This is a genomic window from Butyrivibrio sp. LB2008 (assembly GCF_000621565.1).
Classification (GTDB): domain Bacteria; phylum Bacillota; class Clostridia; order Lachnospirales; family Lachnospiraceae; genus Butyrivibrio.
The window spans coordinates 1-26,883 of sequence record NZ_JHXZ01000024.1 but is presented as its reverse complement, the minus strand read 5'-3'; the positions used below and the strand labels follow the sequence as shown (position 1 = coordinate 26,883).

The 26,883-nt window shown below is 42.3% G+C and carries 18 protein-coding genes, 6 tRNA genes and 1 rRNA gene; 1 reads left to right on the top strand and 24 read right to left on the bottom strand.

Annotated features, from left to right (window positions below):
• Positions 1-79: 79 nt before the first annotated feature.
• From T356_RS20355 to ftsH, 7 genes are all read right to left on the bottom strand, one after another.
• Entirely contained in the window at positions 80-1,735 is a 1,656-nt protein-coding gene (locus T356_RS20355; RefSeq protein WP_026514219.1) for a trypsin-like peptidase domain-containing protein, read from the bottom strand.
• Positions 1,736-1,897: 162 nt separating this feature from the next.
• Complete coding sequence (locus tag T356_RS0109085; protein WP_026514218.1) at positions 1,898-6,139, bottom strand: Ig-like domain-containing protein; 4,242 nt, start codon at positions 6,137-6,139, stop codon at positions 1,898-1,900.
• Positions 6,140-6,382: 243 nt separating this feature from the next.
• The gene (gene uvrC / locus T356_RS0109080) at positions 6,383-8,263 is read right to left on the bottom strand and encodes an excinuclease ABC subunit UvrC (RefSeq protein WP_026514217.1); all 1,881 of its coding nucleotides are present in this window, start codon (positions 8,261-8,263) and stop codon (positions 6,383-6,385) included.
• Positions 8,250-8,693, bottom strand: a complete 444-nt coding sequence (locus T356_RS0109075; protein WP_026514216.1) for a hypothetical protein — start codon at positions 8,691-8,693, stop codon at positions 8,250-8,252. Before T356_RS0109075 ends, uvrC begins: the two co-directional genes overlap by 14 nt.
• Before the next feature lie 15 nt (positions 8,694-8,708).
• The gene (locus tag T356_RS18965; RefSeq protein WP_081777802.1) at positions 8,709-10,394 is read right to left on the bottom strand and encodes a serine/threonine protein kinase; all 1,686 of its coding nucleotides are present in this window, start codon (positions 10,392-10,394) and stop codon (positions 8,709-8,711) included.
• Positions 10,395-10,402: 8 nt separating this feature from the next.
• On the bottom strand, positions 10,403-11,212 hold the full coding sequence (locus T356_RS0109065) for a PP2C family protein-serine/threonine phosphatase (protein WP_026514215.1): 810 nt from the start codon (positions 11,210-11,212) through the stop codon (positions 10,403-10,405).
• Between the two features lie 203 nt (positions 11,213-11,415).
• Positions 11,416-13,653: an ATP-dependent zinc metalloprotease FtsH gene (gene ftsH, locus T356_RS0109060; RefSeq protein ID WP_026514214.1), complete on the bottom strand. Its 2,238-nt coding sequence runs from the start codon at positions 13,651-13,653 to the stop codon at positions 11,416-11,418.
• 272 nt (positions 13,654-13,925) lie between these two features.
• Between ftsH and T356_RS0109055 the strand changes: the two genes are divergently transcribed.
• A complete protein-coding gene (locus tag T356_RS0109055; RefSeq protein ID WP_026514213.1) occupies positions 13,926-15,539 on the top strand; it encodes a CTP synthase in 1,614 nt (537 codons plus the stop codon).
• 164 nt (positions 15,540-15,703) lie between these two features.
• Here the strand turns inward: T356_RS0109055 and pckA are convergent, their stop codons facing one another.
• The 17 genes from pckA to T356_RS0108970 all read right to left on the bottom strand — a co-directional run.
• Positions 15,704-17,317, bottom strand: a complete 1,614-nt coding sequence (gene pckA / locus T356_RS0109050) for a phosphoenolpyruvate carboxykinase (ATP) (RefSeq protein ID WP_026514212.1) — start codon at positions 17,315-17,317, stop codon at positions 15,704-15,706.
• A 184-nt stretch (positions 17,318-17,501) separates the two neighbouring features.
• Positions 17,502-18,350 (bottom strand): 16S rRNA (cytidine(1402)-2'-O)-methyltransferase, encoded by an 849-nt coding sequence (gene rsmI, locus T356_RS0109045; RefSeq protein ID WP_026514211.1) that lies wholly within the window; start codon positions 18,348-18,350, stop codon positions 17,502-17,504.
• A gap of 23 nt (positions 18,351-18,373) precedes the next feature.
• Positions 18,374-19,018 (bottom strand): tRNA1(Val) (adenine(37)-N6)-methyltransferase, encoded by a 645-nt coding sequence (locus tag T356_RS0109040; protein ID WP_442856034.1) that lies wholly within the window; start codon positions 19,016-19,018, stop codon positions 18,374-18,376.
• Between the two features lie 82 nt (positions 19,019-19,100).
• A complete protein-coding gene (locus T356_RS0109035) occupies positions 19,101-20,033 on the bottom strand; it encodes a PSP1 domain-containing protein (RefSeq protein ID WP_026514209.1) in 933 nt (310 codons plus the stop codon).
• Positions 20,011-21,078 (bottom strand): DNA polymerase III subunit, encoded by a 1,068-nt coding sequence (locus tag T356_RS0109030; protein WP_026514208.1) that lies wholly within the window; start codon positions 21,076-21,078, stop codon positions 20,011-20,013. Before T356_RS0109030 ends, T356_RS0109035 begins: the two co-directional genes overlap by 23 nt.
• A 12-nt stretch (positions 21,079-21,090) precedes the next feature.
• Entirely contained in the window at positions 21,091-21,531 is a 441-nt protein-coding gene (locus tag T356_RS0109025) for a YaaR family protein (protein ID WP_026514207.1), read from the bottom strand.
• Between the two features lie 68 nt (positions 21,532-21,599).
• On the bottom strand, positions 21,600-22,193 hold the full coding sequence (locus T356_RS0109020) for a guanylate kinase (protein ID WP_026514206.1): 594 nt from the start codon (positions 22,191-22,193) through the stop codon (positions 21,600-21,602).
• Positions 22,193-23,602 (bottom strand): pyruvate kinase, encoded by a 1,410-nt coding sequence (gene pyk / locus T356_RS0109015; protein WP_026514205.1) that lies wholly within the window; start codon positions 23,600-23,602, stop codon positions 22,193-22,195. The genes T356_RS0109020 and pyk overlap by 1 nt, the downstream gene beginning before the upstream one ends.
• 40 nt (positions 23,603-23,642) lie before the next feature.
• Positions 23,643-25,094 (bottom strand): aminotransferase class I/II-fold pyridoxal phosphate-dependent enzyme, encoded by a 1,452-nt coding sequence (locus T356_RS18960; RefSeq protein ID WP_051563317.1) that lies wholly within the window; start codon positions 25,092-25,094, stop codon positions 23,643-23,645.
• Positions 25,078-25,680, bottom strand: coding sequence for an HD domain-containing protein (locus T356_RS0109005; protein ID WP_026514204.1), 603 nt, complete (start codon positions 25,678-25,680; stop codon positions 25,078-25,080). Before T356_RS0109005 ends, T356_RS18960 begins: the two co-directional genes overlap by 17 nt.
• Before the next feature lie 182 nt (positions 25,681-25,862).
• Positions 25,863-25,935, bottom strand: a tRNA-Phe gene (locus T356_RS0109000).
• Between the two features lie 6 nt (positions 25,936-25,941).
• Positions 25,942-26,015, bottom strand: a tRNA-Met gene (locus tag T356_RS0108995).
• 130 nt (positions 26,016-26,145) lie between these two features.
• A tRNA-Tyr gene (locus T356_RS0108990) sits at positions 26,146-26,227 on the bottom strand.
• A gap of 6 nt (positions 26,228-26,233) precedes the next feature.
• Positions 26,234-26,306 (bottom strand) — tRNA-Thr (locus tag T356_RS0108985).
• A gap of 30 nt (positions 26,307-26,336) precedes the next feature.
• Positions 26,337-26,409, bottom strand: a tRNA-Val gene (locus T356_RS0108980).
• 34 nt (positions 26,410-26,443) lie between these two features.
• Positions 26,444-26,517 (bottom strand) — tRNA-Asp (locus tag T356_RS0108975).
• Positions 26,518-26,590: 73 nt separating this feature from the next.
• Positions 26,591-26,883, bottom strand: a 23S ribosomal RNA gene (locus tag T356_RS0108970); the annotation flags it as partial.

Here is a 26,883-nt window from a genome sequence, read left to right as displayed (position 1 = left end):
ATAGCTTCTGTACTTGCCTATATTATCCCCCGATGAATTGTTACTCTTTCCCATAAAACAAATTTCCTTTTACTTATATTTAAGCTCGGTAATCGAATTCCTCGTTTGCAAGCTTAATAACGTCCCCACTCTTAATCTGCTTGGTCTGGCCTCCTTGGATCTTGTTTCCGTTTACAAATGTTCCATTTGTAGAGAAATTATCTTCCAGTACAACCTGACCATTTTCAATCTTTATACTTGCATGCCGTCTACTGATAGCGCTGTTGTCTGAAATTCTGAAATCAATATTTAAGCTGTCTTTTCCGATTGAAAAATTGTTCTTATTTATAATTATGTTTTCACCATTTTTCCTACGGATTAATGTTCCGAGGAAATCAGGCCTTGTCGAAGCTGATAATACAGTCGTTCCTGCATCAGGAACAGGTGTGTTCAATAATGTAGTCTCTACCCCTTTTGCAAAAGCTCCATCATTGCTTTGAACCTTAGTTACCGTTGTATTGAACTGTCCTGAATTTGCTTTATTTTGAGTTTCAAATCTGTTTCTATTCTGTTCTGCCTCGGCTTGTCTAGCTTTTTCTTTATTTGTTTTTACCTTCTTACTAACCAGAATGATTGTTAATGCGATAGCGGCAAGCACTACGACTGATACTCCTGCAATTACTACAATAATAAAGATTTTCTTAGTATCAACCGTATCAACCGGCTTTTCAACACTTCCACCGGTAGTACTTGCCTCTGTACTACTTTCTGTTGTAGCAGGCACACCATTCTTGAGTTCATCATATTCAGCAGCATTCATCTTGTTGTAAGCTATTCCAAGTCCATCAAGAATTGCTGTTATCTCTGCTGCATCAAGAGTATAATAATTGCTTCCGTCATCGATAAGTTCATTCATGCCGATAACCAAGCCATCTTCATTTATAAGCGGTCCGCCGCAATTGCTTGAATCAACCTTAGCGTCATGCTGAATAACCATTGTGTTATCCAAAGTCGTCAAGTTCGCAATTGCTCCTGATGTCATAGACACTTTGTCATTTGAATAGTATACAGGTAGTTCGTATGAAATTCCTGTAGGGTAACCAAGTGTAAATATCTTTTCAGCAACCTTATAGGGCCTTTCAGCCGACTTATTTTCTGCTGCCAGAATAGTCAATGGAGTCCTTGTATATATTGGTTGCTCAAGTTTAAGAACAACCACATCCAAAGCTACACTCGCCTTAACTACAGATGCTTCAAGTACAACATCGTTCTCAACAACAACTTGTACCTTAAGATTTATCTTGTCCCAATCTTCATCTTTTTCCTTGGGAACTCCCAAAGCTTTAAACGCTTTATCTCTGAACTTCTTGTCAGGATTAACTATATGATTGTTGGTAATAACATACTCAGTATCCTCAGGATCACCTATAAGAAAACCTGTTCCACCAAGAATGATTGATGACTTTCCCAGATCGTCTTCATAGATGCAATTCACCTGCAAAACGCCATTTCGCGCTTCCTGAACGGTTGATAACTTCTTTGTTTCCTCTTCTTCGGATTCCTTTTCAGATTCTGCCTCTTCTATATTCTCAGAATCTAATTCTGTTGCACTATCTTCCGTAATATTTTCTGAAACGGAAAATCCTAAACCCGAATTATCTGAAGGAGCTTCCTCACTTGCTTTTACTTTAAGCGGTGTAACCGTTATTCCCATTACCAAAAACAATGTCAAAATACGTTTTGCAGCTGTACTCATCTGATACCTCTTTTTATGTTATTTTTTAGTATTATCACTTTTTCGTCTTAACATTTTGTAAGATTTTCGACACCAATATTATCTGTTACGTGAACATTGAAGTCAAGTGATTCGTGCTTATGCCCGCCACTTCTGCAATTACTGACATTTAAACTAATTTTATTACTTCTTCGCCTTGATCAACCAGATCGCTCCGCCGCCTACTGACAATGTTGCTACGGCTGCAAGTGCAAACATGAAGAGTGACTTGTTGACAGGGCCTGGTGCGGGACCGGGCTCGGGAGTGGGTTCAGGAAGGATCTTATCCTTAACAGGATCTACCTCTTCTCCCTTTGTTGATACAAGGATTCCGCCAAGTGCCAGAGTTTCCTGGTTTCCGGCAAAGTCTTCTGCGATTACCGTGATCTCCTGTCTCTTCTTTGACTCTTTGAGAGTGATCTTTCTTACTCCGCCGCTGCTCTCAAGCTCTTCGCCTGTGCAGGAGTCAATTTCTTCTCCGTTGTTGCATACTGTTACCTTTGTAACACCCATGTTGTCGGTTACGTTCAAGTTGAAGTCGAGTGAAGCCTGGTTGTACTCTTTATCTTTCTCAATTCCGGCTGTAACGATTCCGGGTGCTGTCATATCGATCGCAAATGATACTTCTGCGTCTCTTGACTTATTATCCTGAACGTTTGTAGCTTTATCTTTTGAATAAACTGTTATTGCATAAATTCCGTCGGAATCGAAGTTATTCTTGGAAATCTTGTATGTATATGTCTTCCAAGATGTCTCGTCTCCCTGCTGCTTAATAGAGAAGTCTTTGCCCTTCTTAAGGTCCTTGATATCTCCGTCACGGCTGATCGATACGCTCTTCTGTGTGAGTTCGTCAATGTTGATCTCTGTGATAGTGATGTCCTTGGGCTCGTTGATGTAGTACTTCTCGTTGAACTGCTTAGCTACGTCACCGATAACGAAAATTGATCCGTGACGGTTAACTGAGAATACGAGCTTGTCCTTGGTCTCATTTCCTGCCTTATCGCGAACAGTTGCTTCAAGCACATACAGATCGTCCATCTTCTTGTCGTGTGAGAAGTCGCTGTATGAAACTGAGAAGCCGTTCTCAATAGGCTTAATGCTGCAATCTACGTTTACGCCGCCATTGTTTGCTCCCTTAAGAGCTACTTTGGAAGCTTCAATGTCAATGTACTTGTCTCCGTATACTACGGAAGGTGCTACTACTCCGTTATTAGCTGAGTAGTTCTCAACTCCTGAGAATGTTACTTCAGGTGCTGTCTTGTCGATGATAAATACATCTGATGTGAACTCTGTTGCTGTATTTCCTGCAAGGTCAGAGCACTTGATGATGTATCCGTATGTTCCGTCTTCACTGAATGAAATCTGTGAAACGTTGTTGAAATTGCTTGATGTAAATCCTGTATGTCCCGGTACTGCTGCCACATCGGGAATGTTCTGAGGAACTACTTCCACGAGCTTGTCAGCAAAAGACATCTCTTTGATAGCAATATTTGCAACTCTTGTGTCCTTGTAGAACTTCTCGTTTCCTACTACTATCTTATTGTATGTAACGTTTATATCAGGTGCAGTGCGGTCGATTACGAATTCTGCTTCCGTAACTTCTTTTGATTCATTCTTTGCTCTGTCCTGACAGTTAAACTTGATGCTGTACATTCCGTCTTCAGCAAACTTGATGGTACGTGTATATGTGTTTACACCTGTATTTGTCCAGGCATCTACTCCTGCACCGCCAACTTCCTCATTAACTACGAGCTTTGCTCCTTCTTCGTAGAAAGAGAAATCTGTAACTGTGAGTGTTGCTGTTCTTGTCTTGTTGTAATACTTCTCGTTCTTAGGTTCGTTCTCGTCAAACTCAAGTGTTACCACAGGAGCTGTTGTATCTATACCAAACTTACTTCCTTCTGCCTTCTCGTGGTTGTCAGACATATCGTAAGCTTCAACTGTGATCTGATACATTCCGTCGCCGTCTGTTGTAAATGTGATATCATGCTCATCATCACCGAGATTTCCGCTCCAGTCATTAAGCGGTGCCACACCTACTTCTGTTCCTGCTGTATCGAGTTTTTTGATGTATACAAAAGACTTGCTCTTATCAAGCCATTTATCATTTACTTTTACATTAACCTGAACGTTTGATGCGTAATATGTATTTCCTTCTGTTGAAGGAGCCTCTTTGCTGTAAGAGATCTCAATCTTGGGAGCTGTTGTATCAACAACCATCTCTGTACTGAGAGCTGTATCTTCCTGACCGAGTGTATCCTTTGCATATGTCTCGATCTTGTATGAACCGTCGCCTTCAAGCTTGAAATCGTATACTGCCTTATGCTTTCCGTCGCCCTTCTTCTCATTGTATGTGGGAACGGCATATTTAAAGTTCTTTTCTTCACCTTCAGTGAACTTGATCGAATCGATATCAAGATCGATATCTTCAACTGTTACTGTTCCGTGAGCGTCTCCGCCAAAGTACATTCTGTCTTCGTCCTGTGTTACCATTCCTTCGACATCATAAACGATTGTGGGAGCTGCTTTATCAATAACGAATGATCCCTGTCCGCCTTCAACATGATCTGCTACGTTTCCGGCAGCGTCACTGATGCTGATTACCTGTACATTGTATTTACTCTCAACAGAGCCTCTGGTATCACGTACTTTTTCCTCAAATACGTAGTACTCGTCATTGCTCTTGTTGCTTGCTTCATTGATTGTTCTGTCTTTTCTCTTTCCGTTTACGGTATAAGAAATGCTGTAGAATCCGCTGGTTTTCTTATCTTTTGATTCTCCGTCACAGTTCTTGGGAACCTTGATAAGTACATTGATGTCTTTGTTTGAAGCAAACCATCCGAATCTGTCATACATGCGGATGAATCTGTCCAAAGGACTCAATTTCTCTTCGTCACCGTCAACCTTGATCTCTGCTGAAGGTGCTGTATTATCGATTTTTACTGTCTTCTTTCCGACAGGCTTAGCTTCTGTATCTCCGTAAAAGAGGCAGTTAACTTCATATTCTGTCTCGCCTTCTGTTACAGGAAGAACAACGGTTGCTCTGAATGAATATCTGCCACCCTGAGTTGACTTACGAAGATCGACCTTTGATGATACACCTGAAATTGTGATCTCCTGTACCTCACGAGTTGTTATTCCGCTTATATCCATTGTGTAAACAGACTCGTTGTGTGCAGCAAGTGAATACCAGTCGTCAGTCTTTGTGCTGATTCTGATACCTGTCTCTTCATCTGCAGAATAGTAGCACATAACAGGCTGATTGCCGACTTCTGTTTCTGCCTTGTTGTTCATGTGATCTTTTGCGATTACTTTTGTAATCTTGTAATTGCCGTGATTGTCAGGCTTCCATGTGTAGACACCTTCTCCTGCACTTGACATCTCACGTCTTGCTCCGGTTGAATCAACCGCGTATACTTCTTTAACTCCCGAACCCTCGTCGGTTACCTTTACAGAAAATGCGAGCTTTGAGTTGTCAGATGAAGCCACAACAGCTTCTCCGTTACTTCCTGTATACTCAACAGGTCCTGTTGTTCCCGGCTCTGAGATCTCGGGTGAACTTTTATCTGTTACGCCAACTTTTGCAGAGAGTGTGAACCTGTTCTCACCGTCTTTCAAATTCTCAAATTTGCATGTGATGGTATTTTTCTCTGTATCAATAGTAAAGTCGCCGCCTGAAATATCATAAAGCTCATAGAAATCTGCAATCTCATAATTGAAAACTATCTCTGCAGAATCTTCTTTTCCGGCGCTAAAATAGTAATTTTTTCCTATATCACTCTTATCTTCAGCAGAAATCTTCAATCTGCTGTTATAATCGTTCTTTATATCAAACTTGATTGTTACTTGTCTATCTTTTTTCTTAACAGCTGTAGAATCGGTAGTTTCCTTCTTATCCTTCTCGGTTTCCTCAGGTGTAGCTTCCTTCTTGTTCTCAAGAACGTCATCTACATTCTTAACAGGCTCTACCACATCAGGTGCGCTCTCGTCAGACTTAGAGCTTTCCTCTTTCTTATCGCTTTCTTCTTTCTTTTCGTCTTTCTTTTCGTCTTTCTTCTCTTCAGTCTCAGACTTGTTTTCACCGGTTTCTGCGGCTTTTTTCTCATCTGATGAAGACTTTTCATCTTTATTCTTTTTATCTTCGGCAGGCTTCTCTTCTGTTACCTTCTCCTCTGCCTTTTGCTCAGTCTTCTGCTCTGAAGCCTTCTCTTCCGTCTTTTTCTCTTCTGTCTTCTCCTCTGTTGTCTTCTCTGCTGCCGTACTTTCCTCAGCAGCAACCTCCTCAGCAGAAGCAGTGATTGTGGCATAATTTCCCATAAGAAGAACCGGTACCATCATTACCGGAAGCAATCTTTTCGCCATAGACCTTAATTTGACCTTCTTCATACCTTCCTCCAAGCCATTCTAACTTCCATACGCCCATCCGTAAGCACATGTGTTAAAAACGTTATACTAGCTGTTAATGATTTGTTATTGAATGTTAATTCAGCTTCGCTAATATTACATCTTTTTTTTGATAATGGCAATAGATTTTTCGCTAAAAATATCAAAAAAAGCATTAATTTTTTCAATTAAAAAAAGTGGCGTTTTTAGCCACTTTTTAAGCTCGGATTCTTTAAGATAATTTAATTAACTGTCTTGTTTTGTTTTGCTTAAAAACTCCTTAATTTGAGCTGCTACATTAGCCGGAATGCCAGGAACTTCCGACAGTTCCTCGACTGACGCGTTTCTTATGTCTTCAATCGACTTAAAGTGCTTCATCAGCGCTCTTCTTCTCGACGGTCCTACTCCGGGAATGTCATCTAGCGAACTTTTAACCTGTGCTTTACTGCGGAGTGAACGATGATATTCTATCGCAAATCTGTGAGCCTCATCCTGTATTCTGGTTATCAGTTTGAAGCCTTCCGATCTTGTGTCGATGGGAAGCTCAACGTTGTTAAAATAGAGTCCTCTGGTTCTGTGATTATCGTCCTTTACCATTCCGCAAACAGGAATGTTAATTCCAAGTTCGTCCAGAACTTTCAGGCATATATTGACCTGACCACGTCCTCCGTCCATGAGTATAAGGTCCGGGAACTTGGTAAAACTGCCGTATCTGGCGTCAATCTCTCTGACTTCGAGATCCTTCTTTTCCTCAATTCCGTGAAGAAGCCTTCTTGTCAGCACTTCATGCATGCAGGCGTAGTCATCAGGCCCCGATACGGACTGTATGCGGAATTTCCTGTAGTCACTTTTCTTGGGCTTGCCCTTTTCGTATACCACCATGGAACCTACATTTGCAAAGCCGCTGATATTGGAAATATCATAAGCTTCCATTCGGCTTAAATTCTTAAGTCCGAGAAGTTTTTCTATCTCTTTTACCGCACCTATAGTCCTGCCTTCTTCGCGCTTTATCCTCTCTTTATCCTTGGATAAGATGAGATGTGCGTTCTGGGCAGCAAGCTCCATGAGCTTTTCTTTCTGTCCTCTCTCCGGAACGGTAATGTATACTCTGCTGCCTTTCCTCTCACTGAGCCACTGCTGTATTATCTCCATGTCCTCGATAGCCTCGGGAAGCACCAGTTCCCGTGGAATAAAAGGAGTTCCGGCATAGAACTGCTTTACGAAATTAAGGAGTATCTCACTTTCGGGATTTTCCGACACGTGAGTCATATAGAAATGTTCTCTTCCTATTAGTCTTCCGTCTCTTACGAAAAAGACCTGTACCACCGCATCGTTTTCATCGGAAGCAATGGCTACTATATCCTTATCTTCCATTGACGAGTCTGTCATTTTCTGTTTCTGCGCTACTACCCGAACACTTGCAAGAAGGTCTCTGTATTTCGCCGCAGATTCAAAATCCAGCTCTTCTGAAGCATCATTCATCTTTTGCTCCAGTTCTTTTATTATGAGCCCGTAATTGCCGTTTAGGAACTCAAGCGCCTTATCAACCCGCTCTCTGTACTCTTCCTTGGTGATATTTCCGGTACAGGGGCCGCTGCACTGCTTCATATGATAATTAAGGCAAGGTCTTTCAAGTCCTATATCCCTTGGAAGGACGCGGTTACAGGTTCTGAGCCCGTAGAGCTTATTTATCAGATCTATGGTATCCTTTACTGCTGCCGCACTTGTAAACGGTCCGAAATATCTCGACTTGTCTTTTTTCATAAGTCTTGAAAAAAGAACTCTCGGATAATCTTCAAAGACCGTTACTTTTATATAAGGATAAGTTTTGTCATCTTTTAAAAGGGTATTGTATCTGGGACAGTGCTCTTTGATAAGATTGTTCTCAAGAACAAGAGCTTCCAGTTCGGAATCTGTAACTATATACTCAAAGCGTGCTATCTGCTCAACCATTCTGTCTATCTGCGGGCCTCTTCCGATGTTTGCACGAAAATAAGACCTGACACGGTTGTGCAAGTTCACCGCCTTTCCCACATACATTATGGTATCGTTGGAATCACGCATTATATAAACGCCGGGTTTCCCCGGCAGTTTCTTTAGTTCTTCTTTGACGTCAAAATCGCTCATCGCCTCTGTTAACTATTTCTCTTTCAACAACAAATTCTGAGTCTTTTATTGCATTTAATACTGTTGTTGCGTAGTCCTGACTACTCTCAAGCACAGTAGTGCCTTCCCGCTGTATTGTACCTGTCGGCGCAAGTACAACGGTTCCGTCTTCATCGGAAATCTCCATCTGCGCAACTCTGGCAAGACCTTCGGTTGTATTCCATGAAAGCTTGGCCTTGTTGTTCCTGCTGTATACATCGGCATGGACACTACCTGCTTCGGATGATTTCCTGATATTCTCTATTCTCTTTCTGGCTTCGGTTCCCGTAAGCACCGCAATATAATGCCTAATATCAAGCTTTATCCACATGACAATTGCGAGCACGAGCATTATAAACGCAACTGCCGCGGATATGATAGCCATTAAATTATATAATTCTATATCGTTCATTTTTTGTACCGTCTTTTATTTTCCGGCAGCGGTATCAAGCGCTGTCTTAGCTTGGGCAAATTGTCTCTGATTCGCGTTAACAAGGTCTCTGGTCCTGTCTGTAAGCTCATAGTTATTAACAATTTGATCTATGTTCTTTAATATATAATTTATTTCATTATTTATTTCATCATAGGTTACACCGGCTTTCAGGAACTTACCCGCTCTGTTATATATCTGAACAGCAACCTCTTTGTAGATTATAAGCGCCGTTGTTTCATTATCAACCGCCGCAATATCTCCGTATGCAACCGCAACAAGGTCATCCCAGAATTCCCGGGCACTTATTATGGAGCTTCCGTCTTTGCCTATATTATCCATAGTTGCATAATAACCGGCAATCTTTCCGAGTCTCTCTGCTCTTTGTTGCTGACCCTCAGGAAGTTTCCCGCTTTCTGCCGCAATAGTAAACCACTTTGATGACATGGGTTTATTTCCCTCGCCTTCATAGCAGTAAAAGTAAGCAACTCCAATCCTATATGCGATCTCTGCATATGCTTCTTTGTTCTTTGCAAGGCTCTCTTCAACCGTTCCGTCGGAAGTTGGTGTTATCATTATTGCTCTTAATTGAGAATCTTCTTCTTTTGTCAGATTCTCATCTACAAGAATGTAGTTATTCAAAAGATCCAAATATGCCTGCTTATTCTGAGGCTCCATCAGGATTGCCTTTGTATACATATCAACTGCTGTCAGATCATCCGGTGCGCTTGCTGCCTCTGTAATAAAGTGCTTATAATTCTCTTTCTGGATCGTATTTGCTTTTACCTTGAAAGATACCGCCGATGAAAGAAATGTGATAAACAGCACAACAACAGCAACGAACAGCGCAATACTTATCTTCGCTGTCTTCTTGTATCCTCTGTCGAGTTCCTTATAATTCTGGAGATCGTACATTACTTCCGCACAGGAGCTGTATCTGTCATCGGGATTGTTCTGAACGCATTTGGCAATAATATATTCAAGTCCCGGTGAAAGCTGTGGATTCCAATATCTTATGGGATACAGTTCAAAAGGCGGTTCTCCGGGGTTATGTCCCGTTACAAGGTGATAAAGTGTCGTTCCAAGGCAATATATATCCGTCCTTGCGTCCGTCTGTCCCATTCCGCCGAACTGCTCAGGCGCTGCATAGCCCCTTGTTCCGAGGTACGATGTATCTCCTGTATTTGCTTCCTTATATTCTCTTGCCGTACCAAAGTCAATAAGTGTTATTGTTCCGTTGGGACGAAGCATGATATTTCCGGGCTTTAGATCTCTGTATATGATGGGCGGTCTTCTGGTATGAAGATAACCAAGTACATCACAGAGCTGTATGCCCCATTCAATTACGTATTCCTGCGGCTGAGGTCCAAGAAGTCTGAGCGCTTTCTCCAATGTATTTCCTTCGATGTAGTCCATTACAATAAGGAATCTTCCGTCCTCATCTATAACATCGACAATACTCGGAAGATACGGATGAGAGAGCTCTTTTAACAGATCAGTCTCTGTAATAAGGCTCTGTCTTACGACGCGGTAATTGGTAACTGCGTCTTTTCTGACCTCTTTAATTGCCCACTGCTTGTTTGCGCGCTCATTCATAGCCAGGTAAACGGTACTCATACCACCCTGACCGATTATATTCAGTACTTTATACTTGCCGCCGACAATGCTTCCTATTTCTAACATATGTTTCCTTACTCTATGGCAATATGTATTGCGGAAATATTATCAGTCTCTCCTCTTTGCTTCAATAAATCCACCATATTGTCCAGCTCCTTCTTCATTTCCTCTTCAGATAAAGCTCTGCTCGTAACGATCTTGTTTACTATCTCTTCCACAGAGAGTTTTCTCCAAAATCCGTCTGAACACATAATTATCGATGTTCCCGGATAAACCTTGCCCCTTACAAACTGCGGATCCACTCTGTCTGACGCACCTACGCACTGCAGAAGTATGCTCTTCTGAGGGCTCTTCTCCGCTTCATCTTCGGTCATGAGTCCCTTGTCTATCATATCCTGCACCACACTCTGATCATGGGTCAAAAGATTGAGCTGATTATTCTCCACGCTGTATACTCTGGAGTCTCCCACATTCATGATCAGATAGTCGCCACCAACTTCTATAAAAGCAACTATTGTGGTACCAAGTCTGCATCTATTATCATCACCGTATCTCAATATGTCTAAATTAATGTCTCTGACGAGAGATATCCAATGGTGCTCTATTTCTGTCATTATGTCCGGTTTCTCTACTGTATCAAGGCGCTCTGTTGAATTCTCTCTTGTTAGAGCTCTCGGAAGATCTGTAACAAACCAATTTGCGAAGCCTTCAATCGCCGTTGCACTTGCAACTTCACCATGGGACAATCCTCCCATTCCGTCACACAGAACTCCCATCACGATCCTTCCGTGACTGGCGGTGCTGGCAACCTTGACCATTGTGGCATCCTGATTGACCTGTTTCACTATTCCTTTATCTGTACTTATACAAACTTTATAATTCATTCTTGCTCTACCTTATGTTTTCTGTGTCTGTATTACCGCGAAATGTTGTCTGATGTAATTACAGCACTGACTATTTCACACTGACAGCGCATTAACATTATAATATACACGGGATAATACGACAATCCGTTAATGCAAAAACCCCCGCTTTCTCTGCTGATACCATCTGATTGGCACCGGCTGTAAAAGCGGGGGACATTCATTTATTTTGTATCAAAATTATCGGGAACATGTGAAAATCTTCCGCCGGAAGTCTTCTCTTCGGTAGCCTTTTCGTCCTTGTTCTCCTGCTCATCTTCAGGTGCGGGAGTTTCTTTTACTTCAGCCTCTTTCGACTCAGTCTCTTTTGCATCGGCTTCTTTTGAAAGAGTTATGCCCTTGGCATCTTCAGCTTCTTTTGCAGAATCTTTAGAATCAGAAGAATCGTTCTTCTTATTCTCTCTTAAAGGAACATTTTCACCGATCATTACAGATTCAGGCCTTGTAGCATAGATACGCTTTCTCATTGCAGGTTCATCGCCTTCTTCAGGTTCAGGCAAGCCCTCAGCCTCTCTGTATATCTTAATGAATTCTTTTCCTGTAATAGTCTCTTTCTCAATAAGGAACTCTGCAATCTTATCGAGTGTATCAAGATGCTCGCTGAGGATCTCTTTAGACTTAGCATAGCACTCTGCAAGAAGAGCCTTAATTTCTTCATCAATCTGTGTAGCGGTCTCGTCACTGCACTGAAGAACTCTGTTTCCGTCAAGATATCTGTTCTGTATCGACTCAAGCTGCATAAGTCCGAATCTGTCACTCATACCGTAGAGTGTGATCATACTTCTTGCAATTGAAGTAGCGTCCTCAATATCCTGACCTGCGCCTGTTGTTACTGTGTTAAATACAAGTTCTTCCGCTGCACGTCCACCGAGTGAAACAATAATCTGTTCTATAAGCTCATCTTTCGTTCTGAGATTTTTCTCATCCTCAGGAAGATGAAGTACATATCCAAGTGATCCCTTTGTTCTGGGAACGATAGTAATCTTCTGTACAGGCTCTGTATTAGAAAGAACCGCACTTACAAGAGCGTGACCGACTTCGTGGTAACTTACAACCTTACGCTCTTCTTTGCTGAGGATTGAATCCTTCTTCTCTTTTCCTGCGACAACCTGCTCAAAGGCTTCCATAAGGTCTTTCTGGCAAACAAATTCTCTGCCGGCCTTAACCGCATTGATGGCAGCCTCGTTGATCATGTTTGCAAGATCCGATCCGACAGCTCCGCCTGTCGCAAGAGCAAGTTCCTTGAGATCAACGGTCTCATCCATCTTAACGTCCTTGGAATGAACCTTGAGGATTTCTTCTCTTCCCTTAAGATCGGGCTTATCAACGATGATTCTTCTGTCGAAACGACCGGGTCTCAAAAGAGCTTTATCAAGGATCTCAGGTCTGTTTGTTGCTCCGAGGATAAGTACACCCTTGGAAGAATCGAATCCATCCATCTCTGAAAGGAGCTGGTTGAGTGTCTGCTCTCTCTCTTCGTTTCCGCCGCCGTACTTACTGTCACGGCTTCTGCCGATCGCATCGATCTCATCTATAAATATGATACAAGGCGCATTTTTGCTCGCCTCGCTGAAAAGGTCTCTCACACGGCTTGCACCGACACCGACATAAAGCTCGATAAAGTCGGAACCTGCAAGTGAATAGAAAGGAACATGTGCCTCACCTGCAACAGCCTTGGCAAGAAGTGTCTTACCTGTTCCGGGAGGTCCTACAAGAAGTGCTCCCTTGGGAAGCTTAGCTCCAATCTTGGCATATTTGGACGGATTGTGAAGGAAGTCTACAACTTCTACAAGTGATTCCTTGGCTTCGTCTTCACCCGCAACATCCTTAAATGTTACGCCTGTTTCCTTCTGTACATAAACTTTGGCGTTGCTCTTACCTACTCCGAGCGGACCGCCGCCTCTTCCCATTCTTCTGAAGATCATTGAAAGGATGAACCAAAGTATGAGGATAGGTGCCACATACTGAAGAATAAATGTGAGTATAAGTCCTGAATTGTCGGGAACTTTGCTGCTTACCTGAACTCCGGCATCAAGCATTCTCTTTGTCAGGTCGGTATCTTCCTCAGCCTTACCTGTAAAGTAAGTTACCTGATCCGCACCTGCCCAATATGCATAGCCAAGGCCGTGCTGATCCTTATCCTCTTCTTCCTTGGGGAAAATATTGATTCTGTCATATTCGATAACTATCTTCTCAACTTTGCCCTCGCTTACCATGTTGATAAACTCGGAATATGATATCTCTTTATTGGATTCCGGAGAAAAAGCCTTGAGAAAATATGTCATGCAGACCATTGTGACGAGTGCCGCAACGAGCAACAAAATAATATTCTGTCGCCTGGGTGAGTTAGGTCCTCCTCCACCCATAGGGTTGTTATTTCTCTGATTTTGATTGTTGTCCATTCTATTTATTCCTTATTTCAATATGCTATACTAATGTAGTAATATTTTTTCAATCGACCTAATTTTCTGAAAAGTCGACATCTTGTGGGTTTTTGCCCTCACATTTAACCATTATATAGTGTACAATTTATTATTTCAATTGCTGATTCTGAAAGTTTTATTAAATTATTTCCGGTTATGTATAGATTTTAGGTCGATGAAATTATATAATAGTAACTTGTTTTGTTTATTAAAATTTTTATCTCGTCAAAAGATCAGGAGGAATATTTGAAATGGCTGTAAAGTATATTTTTGTGACAGGCGGAGTTGTGTCAGGTCTAGGAAAGGGGATAACCGCTGCTTCTTTGGGAAGGCTTTTGAAGGCGCGTGGCTACAAGGTTACGATGCAGAAGTTTGATCCCTATATCAACATCGACCCCGGTACAATGAACCCCGTTCAGCACGGTGAAGTTTTTGTTACGGAAGACGGTACTGAAACTGACCTCGATCTTGGTCACTATGAAAGATTTATTGACGAGAATCTTGATAAAAACTCTAACGTTACAACCGGTAAGATTTACTGGTCCGTACTTCAGAAGGAGCGTCGCGGCGACTACGGCGGACGCACCGTACAGGTAATCCCTCATATTACCAATGAGATAAAGAGTAAGTTCTACAGGAACTTCACAGATGATGAGACACATATCGCGATCATCGAAGTCGGTGGAACAGTCGGAGATATCGAAAGTCAGCCTTTCCTTGAGGCTATCAGACAGTTCCAGCATGAAGTAGGTCACGAGAACGCAATGCTTATCCTTGTTTCTCTTATCCCTTATCTTCGTGTTTCTCAGGAGATCAAGACAAAGCCCACACAGTCAGCAGTTAAGACTATGCAGGGAATGGGTCTCCAGCCCGATGTGATCGTATGCCGTTCAGAAATCGCACTTGACCAGGATACCAAAGACAAGATCGCGCTCTTCTGTAACGTTCCGAGCAACCACGTACTTCAGAACCTCGATCTTGAGTATCTCTATGAAGCTCCGCTTGCTATGGAAAAAGAGCACCTTGCACACGTTGCATGTGAATGCCTTAACCTAGATTGTCCCGAACCCGATCTTACAGATTGGAAGGCAATGGTTGATACGCTTTACTCACTCAGTCATGAAGTTAAGATTGCACTTGTCGGCAAATATACACAGCTCCACGACGCATATATCAGTGTTGTAGAAGCTCTTAAGCACGGCGGTATCTCCAATCAGACCGCTGTTGATATCAAATGGGTTGATTCAGAAGAAGTTACAGAAGATAATGTTGCTTCAATTCTTTCAGATGTTGACGGTATCATCGTTCCCGGTGGTTTCGGTGACCGTGGTATCGAGGGTATGATCCACGCTATCAAATATGCACGTGAGAACAATGTTCCATTCCTCGGCCTCTGCCTTGGAATGCAGCTTGCCATCATTGAATTTGCAAGAGATGTTATCGGCTACAACGATGCTCACTCAATTGAGTTCGATCCCAATACAACACATCCTATGATCGCGCTTCTTCCCGATCAGAACGGTGTCGAGGATATCGGCGGAACACTTCGTCTCGGTTCATATCCTTGCGTACTTGATAAGGATTCAATGGCTTATGAACTCTTTGGTTCAGAGAATATCACAGAGCGTCATCGTCACAGATACGAAGTAAACAACGATTACAGAAGCGTACTTGTAAACAACGGTATGAAACTTTGCGGTTTGTCACCCGACGGACGTATTGTTGAGATGATCGAGCTTCCTGAGAATGATTTCCACATCGCAACTCAGGCTCATCCCGAGCTTAAGTCTCGTCCCAACAGACCACATCCTCTTTTCTCAGGATTTATCAAGGCTTCTCTTGAGCACGAGTCCAAGAACAAATAAGATTTAAAGATAAAAGCTATGGTTTAGAGATTGATATTCTATCATCCAAACCATAGCTTTTTTATTCTCATTACCTATGACGCATATCATATTGGTTCCTATCAAAAAAAAGACGCTGAGAAAAACTCAGCGCCTTTTCTGTATGTCTGTATTTAAGCTTCAGATTAAAGCTGAGGGCCTGCAGCAACAAGTGCCTTGCCGTCTGCATTTCCTTCGTACTTCTTGAAGTTCTTGTTGAATCTCTGTGCAAGATCCTTTGCCTTCTCTTCCCACTCAGAAGCGTTAGCATATGTATCTCTGGGATCAAGGATTGCAGGATCAACTCCGGGAAGTGATGTAGGAACTTCGAAATCGAAGATCGGGATCTTCTTTGTCTCAGCCTTGTTTACATCACCATTAAGGATTGCATCGATGATTCCACGAGTATCCTTAATAGAGATTCTCTTACCTGTTCCATTCCATCCTGTGTTTACGAGGTAAGCCTTAGCTCCGCTCTTCTGCATCTTCTTAACGAGCTCCTGAGCGTACTTTGTAGGATGAAGCTCAAGGAATGCCTGTCCGAAGCAAGCTGAGAATGTAGGTGTAGGCTCTGTGATTCCTCTCTCTGTTCCTGCAAGCTTAGCTGTGAAACCTGAAAGGAAGTAGTACTGAGTCTGCTCAGGTGTAAGGATTGATACAGGAGGAAGTACTCCGAAAGCGTCAGCTGAAAGGAAGATAACGTTCTTCGCATCAGGACCTGCAGATACTTTGTTAACCTTCTGTACGATGTTGTCGATGTGGTTGATAGGATAAGATACACGAGTATTCTCTGTTACGCTCTTATCTTCGAAATCAATCTTTCCGTCAGCAGCTACTGTTACGTTCTCAAGAAGAGCATCTCTCTTGATAGCGTTGTAGATATCAGGCTCAGAATCCTTATCAAGTCCGATAACCTTAGCGTAGCAACCACCTTCGAAGTTGAATACACCGTTGTCATCCCAACCGTGCTCGTCATCACCGATGAGGAGTCTCTTAGGATCTGTTGAAAGTGTTGTCTTACCTGTTCCTGAAAGACCGAAGAAGATAGCTGTGTTCTTACCTTCCATGTCTGTGTTAGCTGAGCAGTGCATAGAAGCCATGCCCTTAAGAGGAAGGTAGTAGTTCATCATTGAGAACATACCCTTCTTCATCTCCCCGCCGTACCATGTGTTGATGATAACCTGCTCACGGCTTGTGATATTGAATGCTACACATGTCTCTGAGTTAAGTCCAAGTGCCTTGTAATCCTCAACCTTTGCAAGTGAAGCGTTGTAAACTACGAAATCAGGCTTGAAATCTGCAAGCTCTTCATCTGTAGGCTGGATGAACATGTTCTTAATGAAGTGAGCCTGCCAAGCAACCTCAACGATGAAACGAACTGCCATACGAGTATCCTTGTTAGCACCGCAGAATGCGTCAACAACGAAAAGTCTCTTATTGCAAAGCTCGTTCTTTGCGATCTCTTTAACCTTAGCCCATGTCTCTTCTGTCATAGGGTGGTTGTCGTTAGGATACTCCTCAGTTGTCCACCATACAGTGTCCTTAGAGTTCTCATCCATAACGATATATTTATCTTTAGGTGAACGTCCTGTGTAGATACCTGTCATAACGTTAACAGCGCCAAGCTCTGTGTCCTGACCTTTCTCATAACCTGTAAGTTCAGGCTTTAACTCCTCTTCATATAAGCACTCGTATGAAGGGTTATGAACTATCTCAGTTGTTCCTGTGATACCATACTGACTTAAATTAATCTCTGCCATCTGATTGACCTCTCTTCTTTTATTTTTGATCTTATGTAATAAATTGTACTCTCTTTTCAATCGTCTCATGAAAAGAAAACAAATTATGACCGATACTTCTTTTATACTACAAAGTCTATCTTTTAACAAGAATTTAGCACAAAAAAAACAAAGTCAATTGAAAAATGCTAGCCGTTTTTTCAGATTATTTTTCCAAAAGAGCTTGATATATCTCGCGTTTCCCAACACCTCTGTCGGCAGCAACTTTTTTCATGGCATCTTTATGAGAAAATCCCTCATCTTCATAGTATTTCATGTGGTCTTCGATGCTCATTTCTTTCCAGCTCTGTCTTTTTTCTTCTTCCTGCTCTTCAAGGCTTTTGCCCTCAAGAACAAGCACATACTCGCCTCTTGGTTCGTTCGCTTTATAAAAAGCTATCGCCTGTTCAAGTGTAGTCACATTAACTTCTTCAAACTTTTTGGTAAGTTCCCTGCAAATGCTGACCTTCCTGTCCCCAAGCGTTTCGTACAAGTCATCCAGAACCGCTCTTAAGTGATGCGGCGCTTCGTACAATATGATTGTCCTGCTCTCGGTCTTGAGGTCTTCGAGAATTCTTTTTCTGGCTTTTTTATCATCCGATGAGGGCAAAAAACCTTCAAAACAAAATCTTCTGGTACTTAGTCCCGAAAGTGTGAGTGCCGTTATACATGCAGCCGGTCCCGGAAGAGAAGTGACTGGCACTCCTGCTTTGTGGCACTCGGCAACAAGTACTTCGCCGGGATCGGATATCGCGGGCGTTCCTGCGTCCGTTATAAGCGCAATGTCTTTTCCCTGCTGCATTTGTTCTATAAGGTACTGCGCCTTGTCATATTTGTTGTACTCGTGATAGCTTGTCATTTCGGTATGGATGTCAAAGTGATTCAGCAGTTTTATGCTGTTCCTCGTATCCTCTGCCGCAATGAGATCAACCTGCTTAAGTGTGTCCAAAACCCTGAAAGTCATATCATCGAGATTTCCAATCGGAGTTGCACACAGATATAGTGTTCCGCTCATCTGTAATTCCTTTTATTCCTGTATCAATATCCGTAGATGTCGTAAATATCCTTGGTATACTTGCCCTGTTTCTCATATATTATCAAGGGCTTTTCCACTTTTATCCTGGATTTGCCGCCTCTGACTCCTTCAATGAGCACCATGCTTGGCTCTTTATCCACAAAGGGATGAACCATCTGCATTCTCTTAGGTTCAAGTTTGTATTCATGCATTGTGACCATGATCTCGGCAAGTCTGAACGGTCTGTGTACCATGTAGAACTTGCCTCCCGGCTTAAGGCACTTAGCTGCGGCTGCAACGACATCTTTTAACTCACAAAGTACTTCGTGCCTTGCTATCGCCTTAGGCCCGTCCGGATTCTGAAGTCCGTGCCCGCCTATCATGTATGGCGGATTACTTGTCACTACATCAAAAGAAGCAGCTCCGAATAACTGACCTGCCTCTTTAATATCGCCTTGAATTATTTTTACCCGATCTCGGAGGTCGTTTAGTTCAACACTTCTGTTCGCCATCTCGGCGCTTTCAGTCTGAATCTCTAGTCCTATAAGTTCACTTGCTTTCGTTTTGGCAGCCATCAGTATCGGTATAATGCCTGTTCCCGTTCCAAGGTCAAGCACTCTGCCGTTCTCGGGCGCATCCGCAAATCCCGATAAAAGTACCGCGTCCATCCCAAAGCAAAATCTTTCGGGATCCTGTATTATCTTATAGCCGTTCCTCTGAAGATCATCCAGTCTTTCTCCGGGTTTAATATCAATTTTCCCCAAGTTTTGACTTTCCTTCCTGCTTCTCTATACGCTCAAGCTTCTCAAGCTCTTTAACATCAGCATCTTCGCTGAGTTTATCTTTCATGTTGTTCTTTCTCTTCTGTCTCTTCTTGGTATACTCGATCTCATCAAGCTTGTAGTCGTGTACTTCCTTCTCATCATCAACATCAACGAGAAGTTTGATTGTCTGACGAAGGATATTCACGCTGGCAACCTCGCCCTCGTAGCCGTCCTTTGTCTTACAGAAGTCACCGACTCCGGGCATCATGCGGTTGAGCTCTTCGTATACGTCCTCTTCGTTCTTAAGACAGCACATAAGTCTTCCGCAAACTCCGGAAATCTTGGTTGGATTGAGAGAAAGGCTCTGCTCCTTGGCCATCTTGATAGAAACGGGCACAAAGTCTGAAAGGTATGTATGGCAGCAAAGTGTTCTTCCACAAATACCGTATCCACCGATAATCTTGGTCTCATCTCTGACGCCGATCTGTCTGAGCTCTATTCTTGTTTTGAATACAGCCGCAAGATCTTTTACCAATTCTCTGAAATCTATTCTGCCGTCCGCAGTGAAATAGAAAAGAATCTTGTTATTATCAAAAGTGTATTCAGCGTCTATGAGTTTCATCTCAAGATTATGTTTCTTGATCTTCTCAAGACATATCTTGAATGCCTCTTTTTCTTTTACCCTGTTGGCCTTTTCCTGCTCGTCGTCCTTAGTACTTGCTGTTCTGAGCACTGATTTGAGCGGCTTGACAACTTCGCTGTCTTCCACTTCCTTCGGCTCTCCGACTACTGTTCCGTACTCAACTCCTCGGGCTGTTTCTACGATTACGTGATCACCCTTTTTAATCACGTACTTCCCCGGTGAAAAGAAATATATCTTTCCGGCTGTTCTGAATCTAACGCCGATTACTCTTGTCATAAATGTACCCCTTAATTGTAATGAGCATAAGCTCAAGTACAAGATCTATATTAACATTGGAGTTTATACGATTTTTCGCTTGCTCCATTGTTTTTATTATTTCGTTTAATTGTTCATATGAAATGTTAACAGTAACACTTCTAATATACGACAACTTATCAGTGAAAATCAAGTGATCAGGATTCTCAGTGGCCTTGTAGACAAGCATATCCCTGAACAGAAATGCCAAAATGTCCATAAAGTCTTCAAAGTTCTTCTGATCGATTCCTTTTTTGGCTGTCTTTACCTCTTCTTCCGAAGGCGCAAGCATAGTATGCAGCCTGTCCATTATATCGTGAATCTCAAGCCGCTCTAACTTTGCTATTAGTTCAATTGCAGATTCTTTGAGGTTTTCGAAACGCTCGTTTGACGCAAGCTCAAGCGCTTTTCCAACATTTCCTCTCGCAAAAGAGGCGCAGAGCATTGCCTTGTAATCCACCACCTGACACTCTTCCATCAGGTATTTCTTGATGGCATCATCCTGCGCGGGCTTCATCGGAAGTACTATGCATCTGCTTATGATTGTCTGAAGAAAAGCATTGATATTGCTTGTCAGAATGATTATGACTATGTATGACGGCGGCTCTTCAAGCGTCTTAAGAAGCGCATTCTGGGCTGCCGGTGTCATTTTCTCACCTTCCGGGATAATATATATCTTATGTTTGCTCTCATAAGGTTTTATGACAACATCGTCGCGAAGTTTCTGTCTGATGTCGTCTACGCCTATGCTTCCCGGCTTTTCATGAGTTATTGTTATTATATCGGGATGGCTGTCGCTAAGAGCTTTTACGCAAGATGGGCACGAATTGCACGCTTCCAGGTACTCGCCGCGTTCTTCCCTGCTCTCACACTGAAGTGCCTTGGCAAATATTCGCGCAACAAATTCTTTTCCCGAGCCGACTTCTCCGGATATTATATATGCATGAGATATTTTATCAGCCAAAAGAGCATTCTGCATGTGTTCTTTTAACTGCCCCTGATCGATGATCTCGGAAAAATCCGCCATTTTCACTCCTCTTTAAGTAAATATATCCAGCAACAACCCCTGTATCTGTCCTATTTTTGCAAGTATGCCAATGTTATCTTTTTCATCCTTAACAAGTTCTTTTGCCAGGGCATCCAGTTCATCATCTACCTGTCTGATTATCCCGTACACGCGATGACGTCCCCTTCTGTCCAGAAAGTTTTCTCGTGAAAAAGCATGCGATCTTGACACTACTTCATTCATAAAATCTTTTATAAGAATCCTGTAACGCTGCATGTCTTTGATGTCGTTGCGTTTCGCAATTCTCTCGCCCTGTTGAACAATATCCTGCAGCATAAGATTAAGCCGCTCCGCAAGCCCTGTATCTTCGAGCTTGGAAGTAAGCATAAACTTAAAATCGCCGTTTGCCTCTTTAGGCTGTTCCGGCCCTGTCATCTGAGTTGTCTGACTGATATTGTTTACCTTAATATCCATGCCGCGCACCTCTTAATCCGTTGTGCTGTCACGTTGTTTCAGCACACTACAATACTTCTACATATATTTTATCGTATTTTTTGCGCTATGTATTCAGTAATTTCCTTAATACAGTCTTCAATCTCAGCATTATTCTCAAAACGCTTGTCTATCTGTGCTTCTGACAGCTTTGCATCGCTAAAATCTTCTTCGTCTGCAAGAAATCTCCTGCACATCTCATCGTATCTGGGATTTTCCTGCTTCTCCTCACGATGCATGGCGCGCTTTAATCTGATTCCCGAATCGGTGTCTATGTAAATAGGAACCACATTATCTTTTCCAAAATAATCTCTGATATAGCAGTAGGATTCAAGCGTCCCGATTATCAGATAATTACCGTCATTCAGATCAATCTGACCGTCGTCGGCCGTGAAATATCGCCATATACCACATTTAGTGTCATAGGCTCTTTCTTCGATTATCTTATTATCTGCTCTGAGCAGCTTGTATTCTTCTTCATTTTTGAAAAGATATTGCACACCGTCGGTTTCTCCCTCACGCATTGGTCTTGTCGTGTAGGAAACTATCTTTTTCAGGCCCAGTTCTTTTGTCTTAATAAGTTCACGGTAGATAGTATCTTTTCCCGATGAGCTTTTTCCCATTAAAAGAAATATTCTTCCCATCAGAGCTCCTCTACTCGTATCATGTTGGTTCTTCCGGGTATTCCGAGAGGTACACCCGCTGTGAGAACTACTTTGTCACCTTCCTTGAGAAGTCCTGCGTTCTTTGCGGAATTGATGGCTTCCTTGAAAAGCTCATCCGTTGTGTCTTCCTGTCTGATATGAAGAGGTGTTACTCCCCACATAAGGTTAGTCTGTCTGCATACTGTAGGCTTTGTGGTGCATGCGATTATTCTGCAGCTTGGCTTATATCTTGATACCATTGCTGCGGTAAATCCTGACATTGATACTGTAAGAATGGCATCTGCATTAACTTCAGTCGCGATATTACATGTTGCATGTGAGATCGCTGTTGTTGAATCTGTAGGTGCATAATCTTTTTTCCTGAGTCTTCCAACGTAATCAATGTCCTGCTCGGTACGCTCGGCAATTCTCGCCATTGTCTTTACGGCCTCAACAGGATAATCTCCCGAAGCAGTCTCTCCTGAAAGCATTATGGCTGTTGTTCCGTCATAAATCGCATTGGCAACGTCAGTTACTTCCGCTCTTGTCGGTCTTGGATGATGGATCATTGAATCCAGCATCTGTGTAGCTGTTATAACATATTTACCCTTTGATTCAGCGAGCTTTATCATCTCTTTCTGAATAACGGGAACATCCTCAAACGGAACTTCAACACCCATGTCGCCTCTTGCAACCATGATTCCGTCTGCTGTATCTATGATCTCTTCAAGATTGTTGATACCCTGTGTACTCTCAATCTTTGCAATTATCTTCATGCAGCTGTTCTTGTCTTCCAGAATTTTTCTGACATCAAGAACATCCTCTTTTGTCCTTACAAAAGAAGCCGCAACAAAATCAAATCCCTGATCGCAACCAAACTCTATATCGCTTCTGTCCTGCTCACTAAGATACGGCATAGTAAGATTTGCTCCGGGCACATTGACACCTTTCTTGTCAGAAATAGGTCCTCCGTTAACCACGGTGCAGACGATGTCTTCTTTGGTAACTTCATCAACCTTTAGCTCGATAAGTCCGTCATCAAGGAGGATTGTCATTCCTTCCTTACAATCAGATGTAAGCTCTTTATATGTTATGGAAACTTCGTCCTTTGTTCCCTGTATATCTCTGGAAGTCAGAGTAAACTTCTGTCCTGCAACAAGCTCTTCCTTACCGTTTGCAAAATCTTTAAGTCTTATCTCTGGTCCTTTTGTATCAAGCATAACTGCTATGGGAAGATTAAGTTCCTCGCGAAGCTTCTTTATTCTGTCATACTTTCTCTTATGTTCTTCATGTGATCCGTGTGAAAAATTAAAACGGGCCACGTTCATTCCTGCCAGCATTATCTCTCTTAACTTATCTTCATTCTCACTTGCCGGTCCTATTGTACAGATTATCTTAGTTCTTCGCATGTAATTCCTTTCTTTTATCCAATCTTTGTTCGCCATATTTTTATTTTAAAGTTCGCACGAAGTAACCCGTCCCACCGGGCTTTGATACAACGCCTTGAACATTTAAATCTTCATCCAGATATCCACATATTTCCTCAATAAGTTCCTCTGAAAACACCTCTCCGGGCACTATAAGCGGTATTCCCGGTGGATAAAGATTAATAAAATCTCCGGATATTTTCCCATTTGCTTCTTGAAGCAAAGTTTCCTCGGAAGTTTTATCCCATGCTTCACTTAATTTCAAATCGGCTAAGGGATATTCTGCAGATTTTTTTCCATCGGTTATATTATTTACTGATGTTTCTGTATTTATCTTGGTTTCTTGAATTTTTTCATCAATCTCTGAGACTGCTTGTATAAGCCTGTCGATACCTTCTTCCGAATCCCATCCTGACAAAATGGCAAGAGCGATTTTTTCTCCCGCCATTTCCAATTGAAGACTATATTCTTCACGAAGTATACCATATATCTGCTTTCCTGTCATTGTCCCCGTTCGGTCAAAAATCACGACTTTGGCAGGATCGTCGATGATATCTGCTCCTGCAATTGCAATATTATGTAAACCACTTGTCTTTACGGAAATTGCATTTCTGTAATCCAAAAGATTTTTTATAAAAGAATCTGAGTTTTTCTCAAGTTCCTCCATACAAAGATCAATTGATGCCATCAAAACATATGACGGGCTGCTTGTCTGATAAATCCTAAGATATTTTTTTACCTCATCTGCAAGCCCTTTATAATCAGAAATGTGGATAAGTGCTGTCTGTGTCATAGAGGGAAGCGTTTTGTGGATACTGTGGATAACTATGTCTGCTCCTTGCTTTACAGCATTTTGCGGAACAGAACTGTACTCCTGCTCTTTATCATATTCTTTTCCAAAGCCAAAATGCGCACCATGAGCGGCATCCACGATAAGCGGAATATTCCTTTCATGACAAATACGCGCTATACCTGCAATATCAGAGCACTTTCCCTCATATGTCGGTGATGTGATAAATACTGCTTCAACGCTGTCATCTAGATAGTTTTCCACATCGTCCTTCGAATATACACCGGGAATCTTTAATTCATTATCTGTTTTATTGGGAAGATATTTGATATTAAGATTTCTCAGAAATGCTGCATGATAAAAAGATTTGTGACTGCCTCTGGCAGCAAGAATTGTTCCACCGCTTTTGACAGAAGCCGAAACTGCTGCAAGAACTCCGGCCGTACTGCCGTTTACGCTAAAATAGGTTCTGTGCGCACCGTATAGTCTATTGGCACGCTCTTCAGCCTCAAGTATTATCCCTTCTTCATCATGAAGATTATCAAAATCATCAATTTCAGTTATATCACATTGAAAAGCACCCTTTAAAGGGGTGCTGTCTGTATTTCTCTTATGTCCCGGCATATGAAACGGATACTGCCGGCTCTCCGAAAGCTCTATGAGCTTATTATAAAGATTCTGCATAGTCGATTGCGATAATTCCCTTCTTCAACTTGAGTGTCTCAAGTGTAGAAGCATATTTGTCCGCAACACAAACTATCCATGCCTCTCTGCATCTGGGCGGATTAATTGTAAGCGGCCACATATGCTTTTTAATTATATCTTTCTCTCTTAAAGAGAGATTGAAATCTTTCACTGCATTTTTAAGAGCAATTCCGGGATGATAGAATCCGTGAAGCTTAGGATGAATATTCCCCGGTGCACTTCCGTCATGCCAATCATACAAAAAATAATCGTGCAAAAGAGCGCCTCTAACAAGTGCCCCAAGATCAGCTCCTGTATTGAATCTTGCATCAAATTTGAGCGCACATAACGCCACATGGATACAATGCTGATAAACTGTTACGTCACCATGCTGTATGAACTTTGTTAATTGCAAATATCTCGAATCGCTGAGCAGCTTACCTCCATGTTCTTTAAGTAAAGAAAGGATCTTCGGATCATTCTCCAACTGATCCAATATAGCCGGATCAAAGTTCTCCTCGTTATATTCTTTTATATCTAAAACTGTTTTAATTGCTTTCTTATCGTTTTCGTTAAGGTGAAACATATTACTTCCTCAAAAAATATTACAACTCCAACATTGCTTTACATATAACTCGTATAGCAATAATACTTATCTTAGCACAAATAAACTAAAAAAAAATAAAATCTCCTAAAATACACAAAAAAACTCAGTAAACAATCTGTCCACTGAGCAATGTTCAAAGCATATAAGATTAATAAAAAAGATGCCTAGAGTCGGAATCGAACCAACGACACGAGGATTTTCAGTCCTCTGCTCTACCAACTGAGCTATCTAGGCATGTAGTAGCGGGGACAGGATTTGAACCTATGACCTTCGGGTTATGAGCCCGACGAGCTTCCAGACTGCTCCACCCCGCGTCATTATAAAATCCGTACCTCGTACGAATCATATTAAATTGGGATTCACACTAAATTCGAAAATACCTCATTAAGTGTTCACCCATGGCTCGCACTAAACTCGTACACTCGTTAAGTGCTCTGCACAAAATGGATGGCGGTGGATTCGAACCACCGAAGCAATTTGCAGCAGATTTACAGTCTGTCCCCTTTGGCCACTCGGGAAGCCATCCATATAGAGCCGATGAGCGGACTCGAACCGTTAACCTGCTGATTACAAATCAGCTGCTCTGCCAATTGAGCCACATCGGCTTACACACACGAATTGTGTAAGAAGAAAAATGGGACCTACAGGGCTCGAACCTGTGACCCTCTGCTTGTAAGGCAGATGCTCTCCCAGCTGAGCTAAGATCCCGTTCTTTCTATAATCAAACCATATTCAGTTTGAGCGACCCGAAGGGGGTTCGAACCCCTGACCTCCGCCGTGACAGGGCGGCGCTCTAACCAGCTGAGCCACCGGGCCAAATTATTGAAGGATTTGTACCTTCAAAACCGAACACTGAACTATCTTTCTCCAGATTCTTCTATACCACTTTATGGATAAGCCCTCGACCTATTAGTACACATCAGCTGAACATGTTACCATGCTTACACCTTGTGCCTATCAAACCTCGTACTCTACAAGGGGTCTTACTGCCGAAGCAGGGATATCTCATCTTGAGGGGGGCTTCACGCTTAGATGCCTTCAGCGTTTATCCCGTCCGGACGTGGCTACCCAGCCTTATGCATCTGGCGATGCAGCTGATACACCAGCGGTCCGTCCATCCCGGTCCTCTCGTACTAAGGACAGCTCCTCTCAGATATCCTACGCCCGCGCCGGATAGGGACC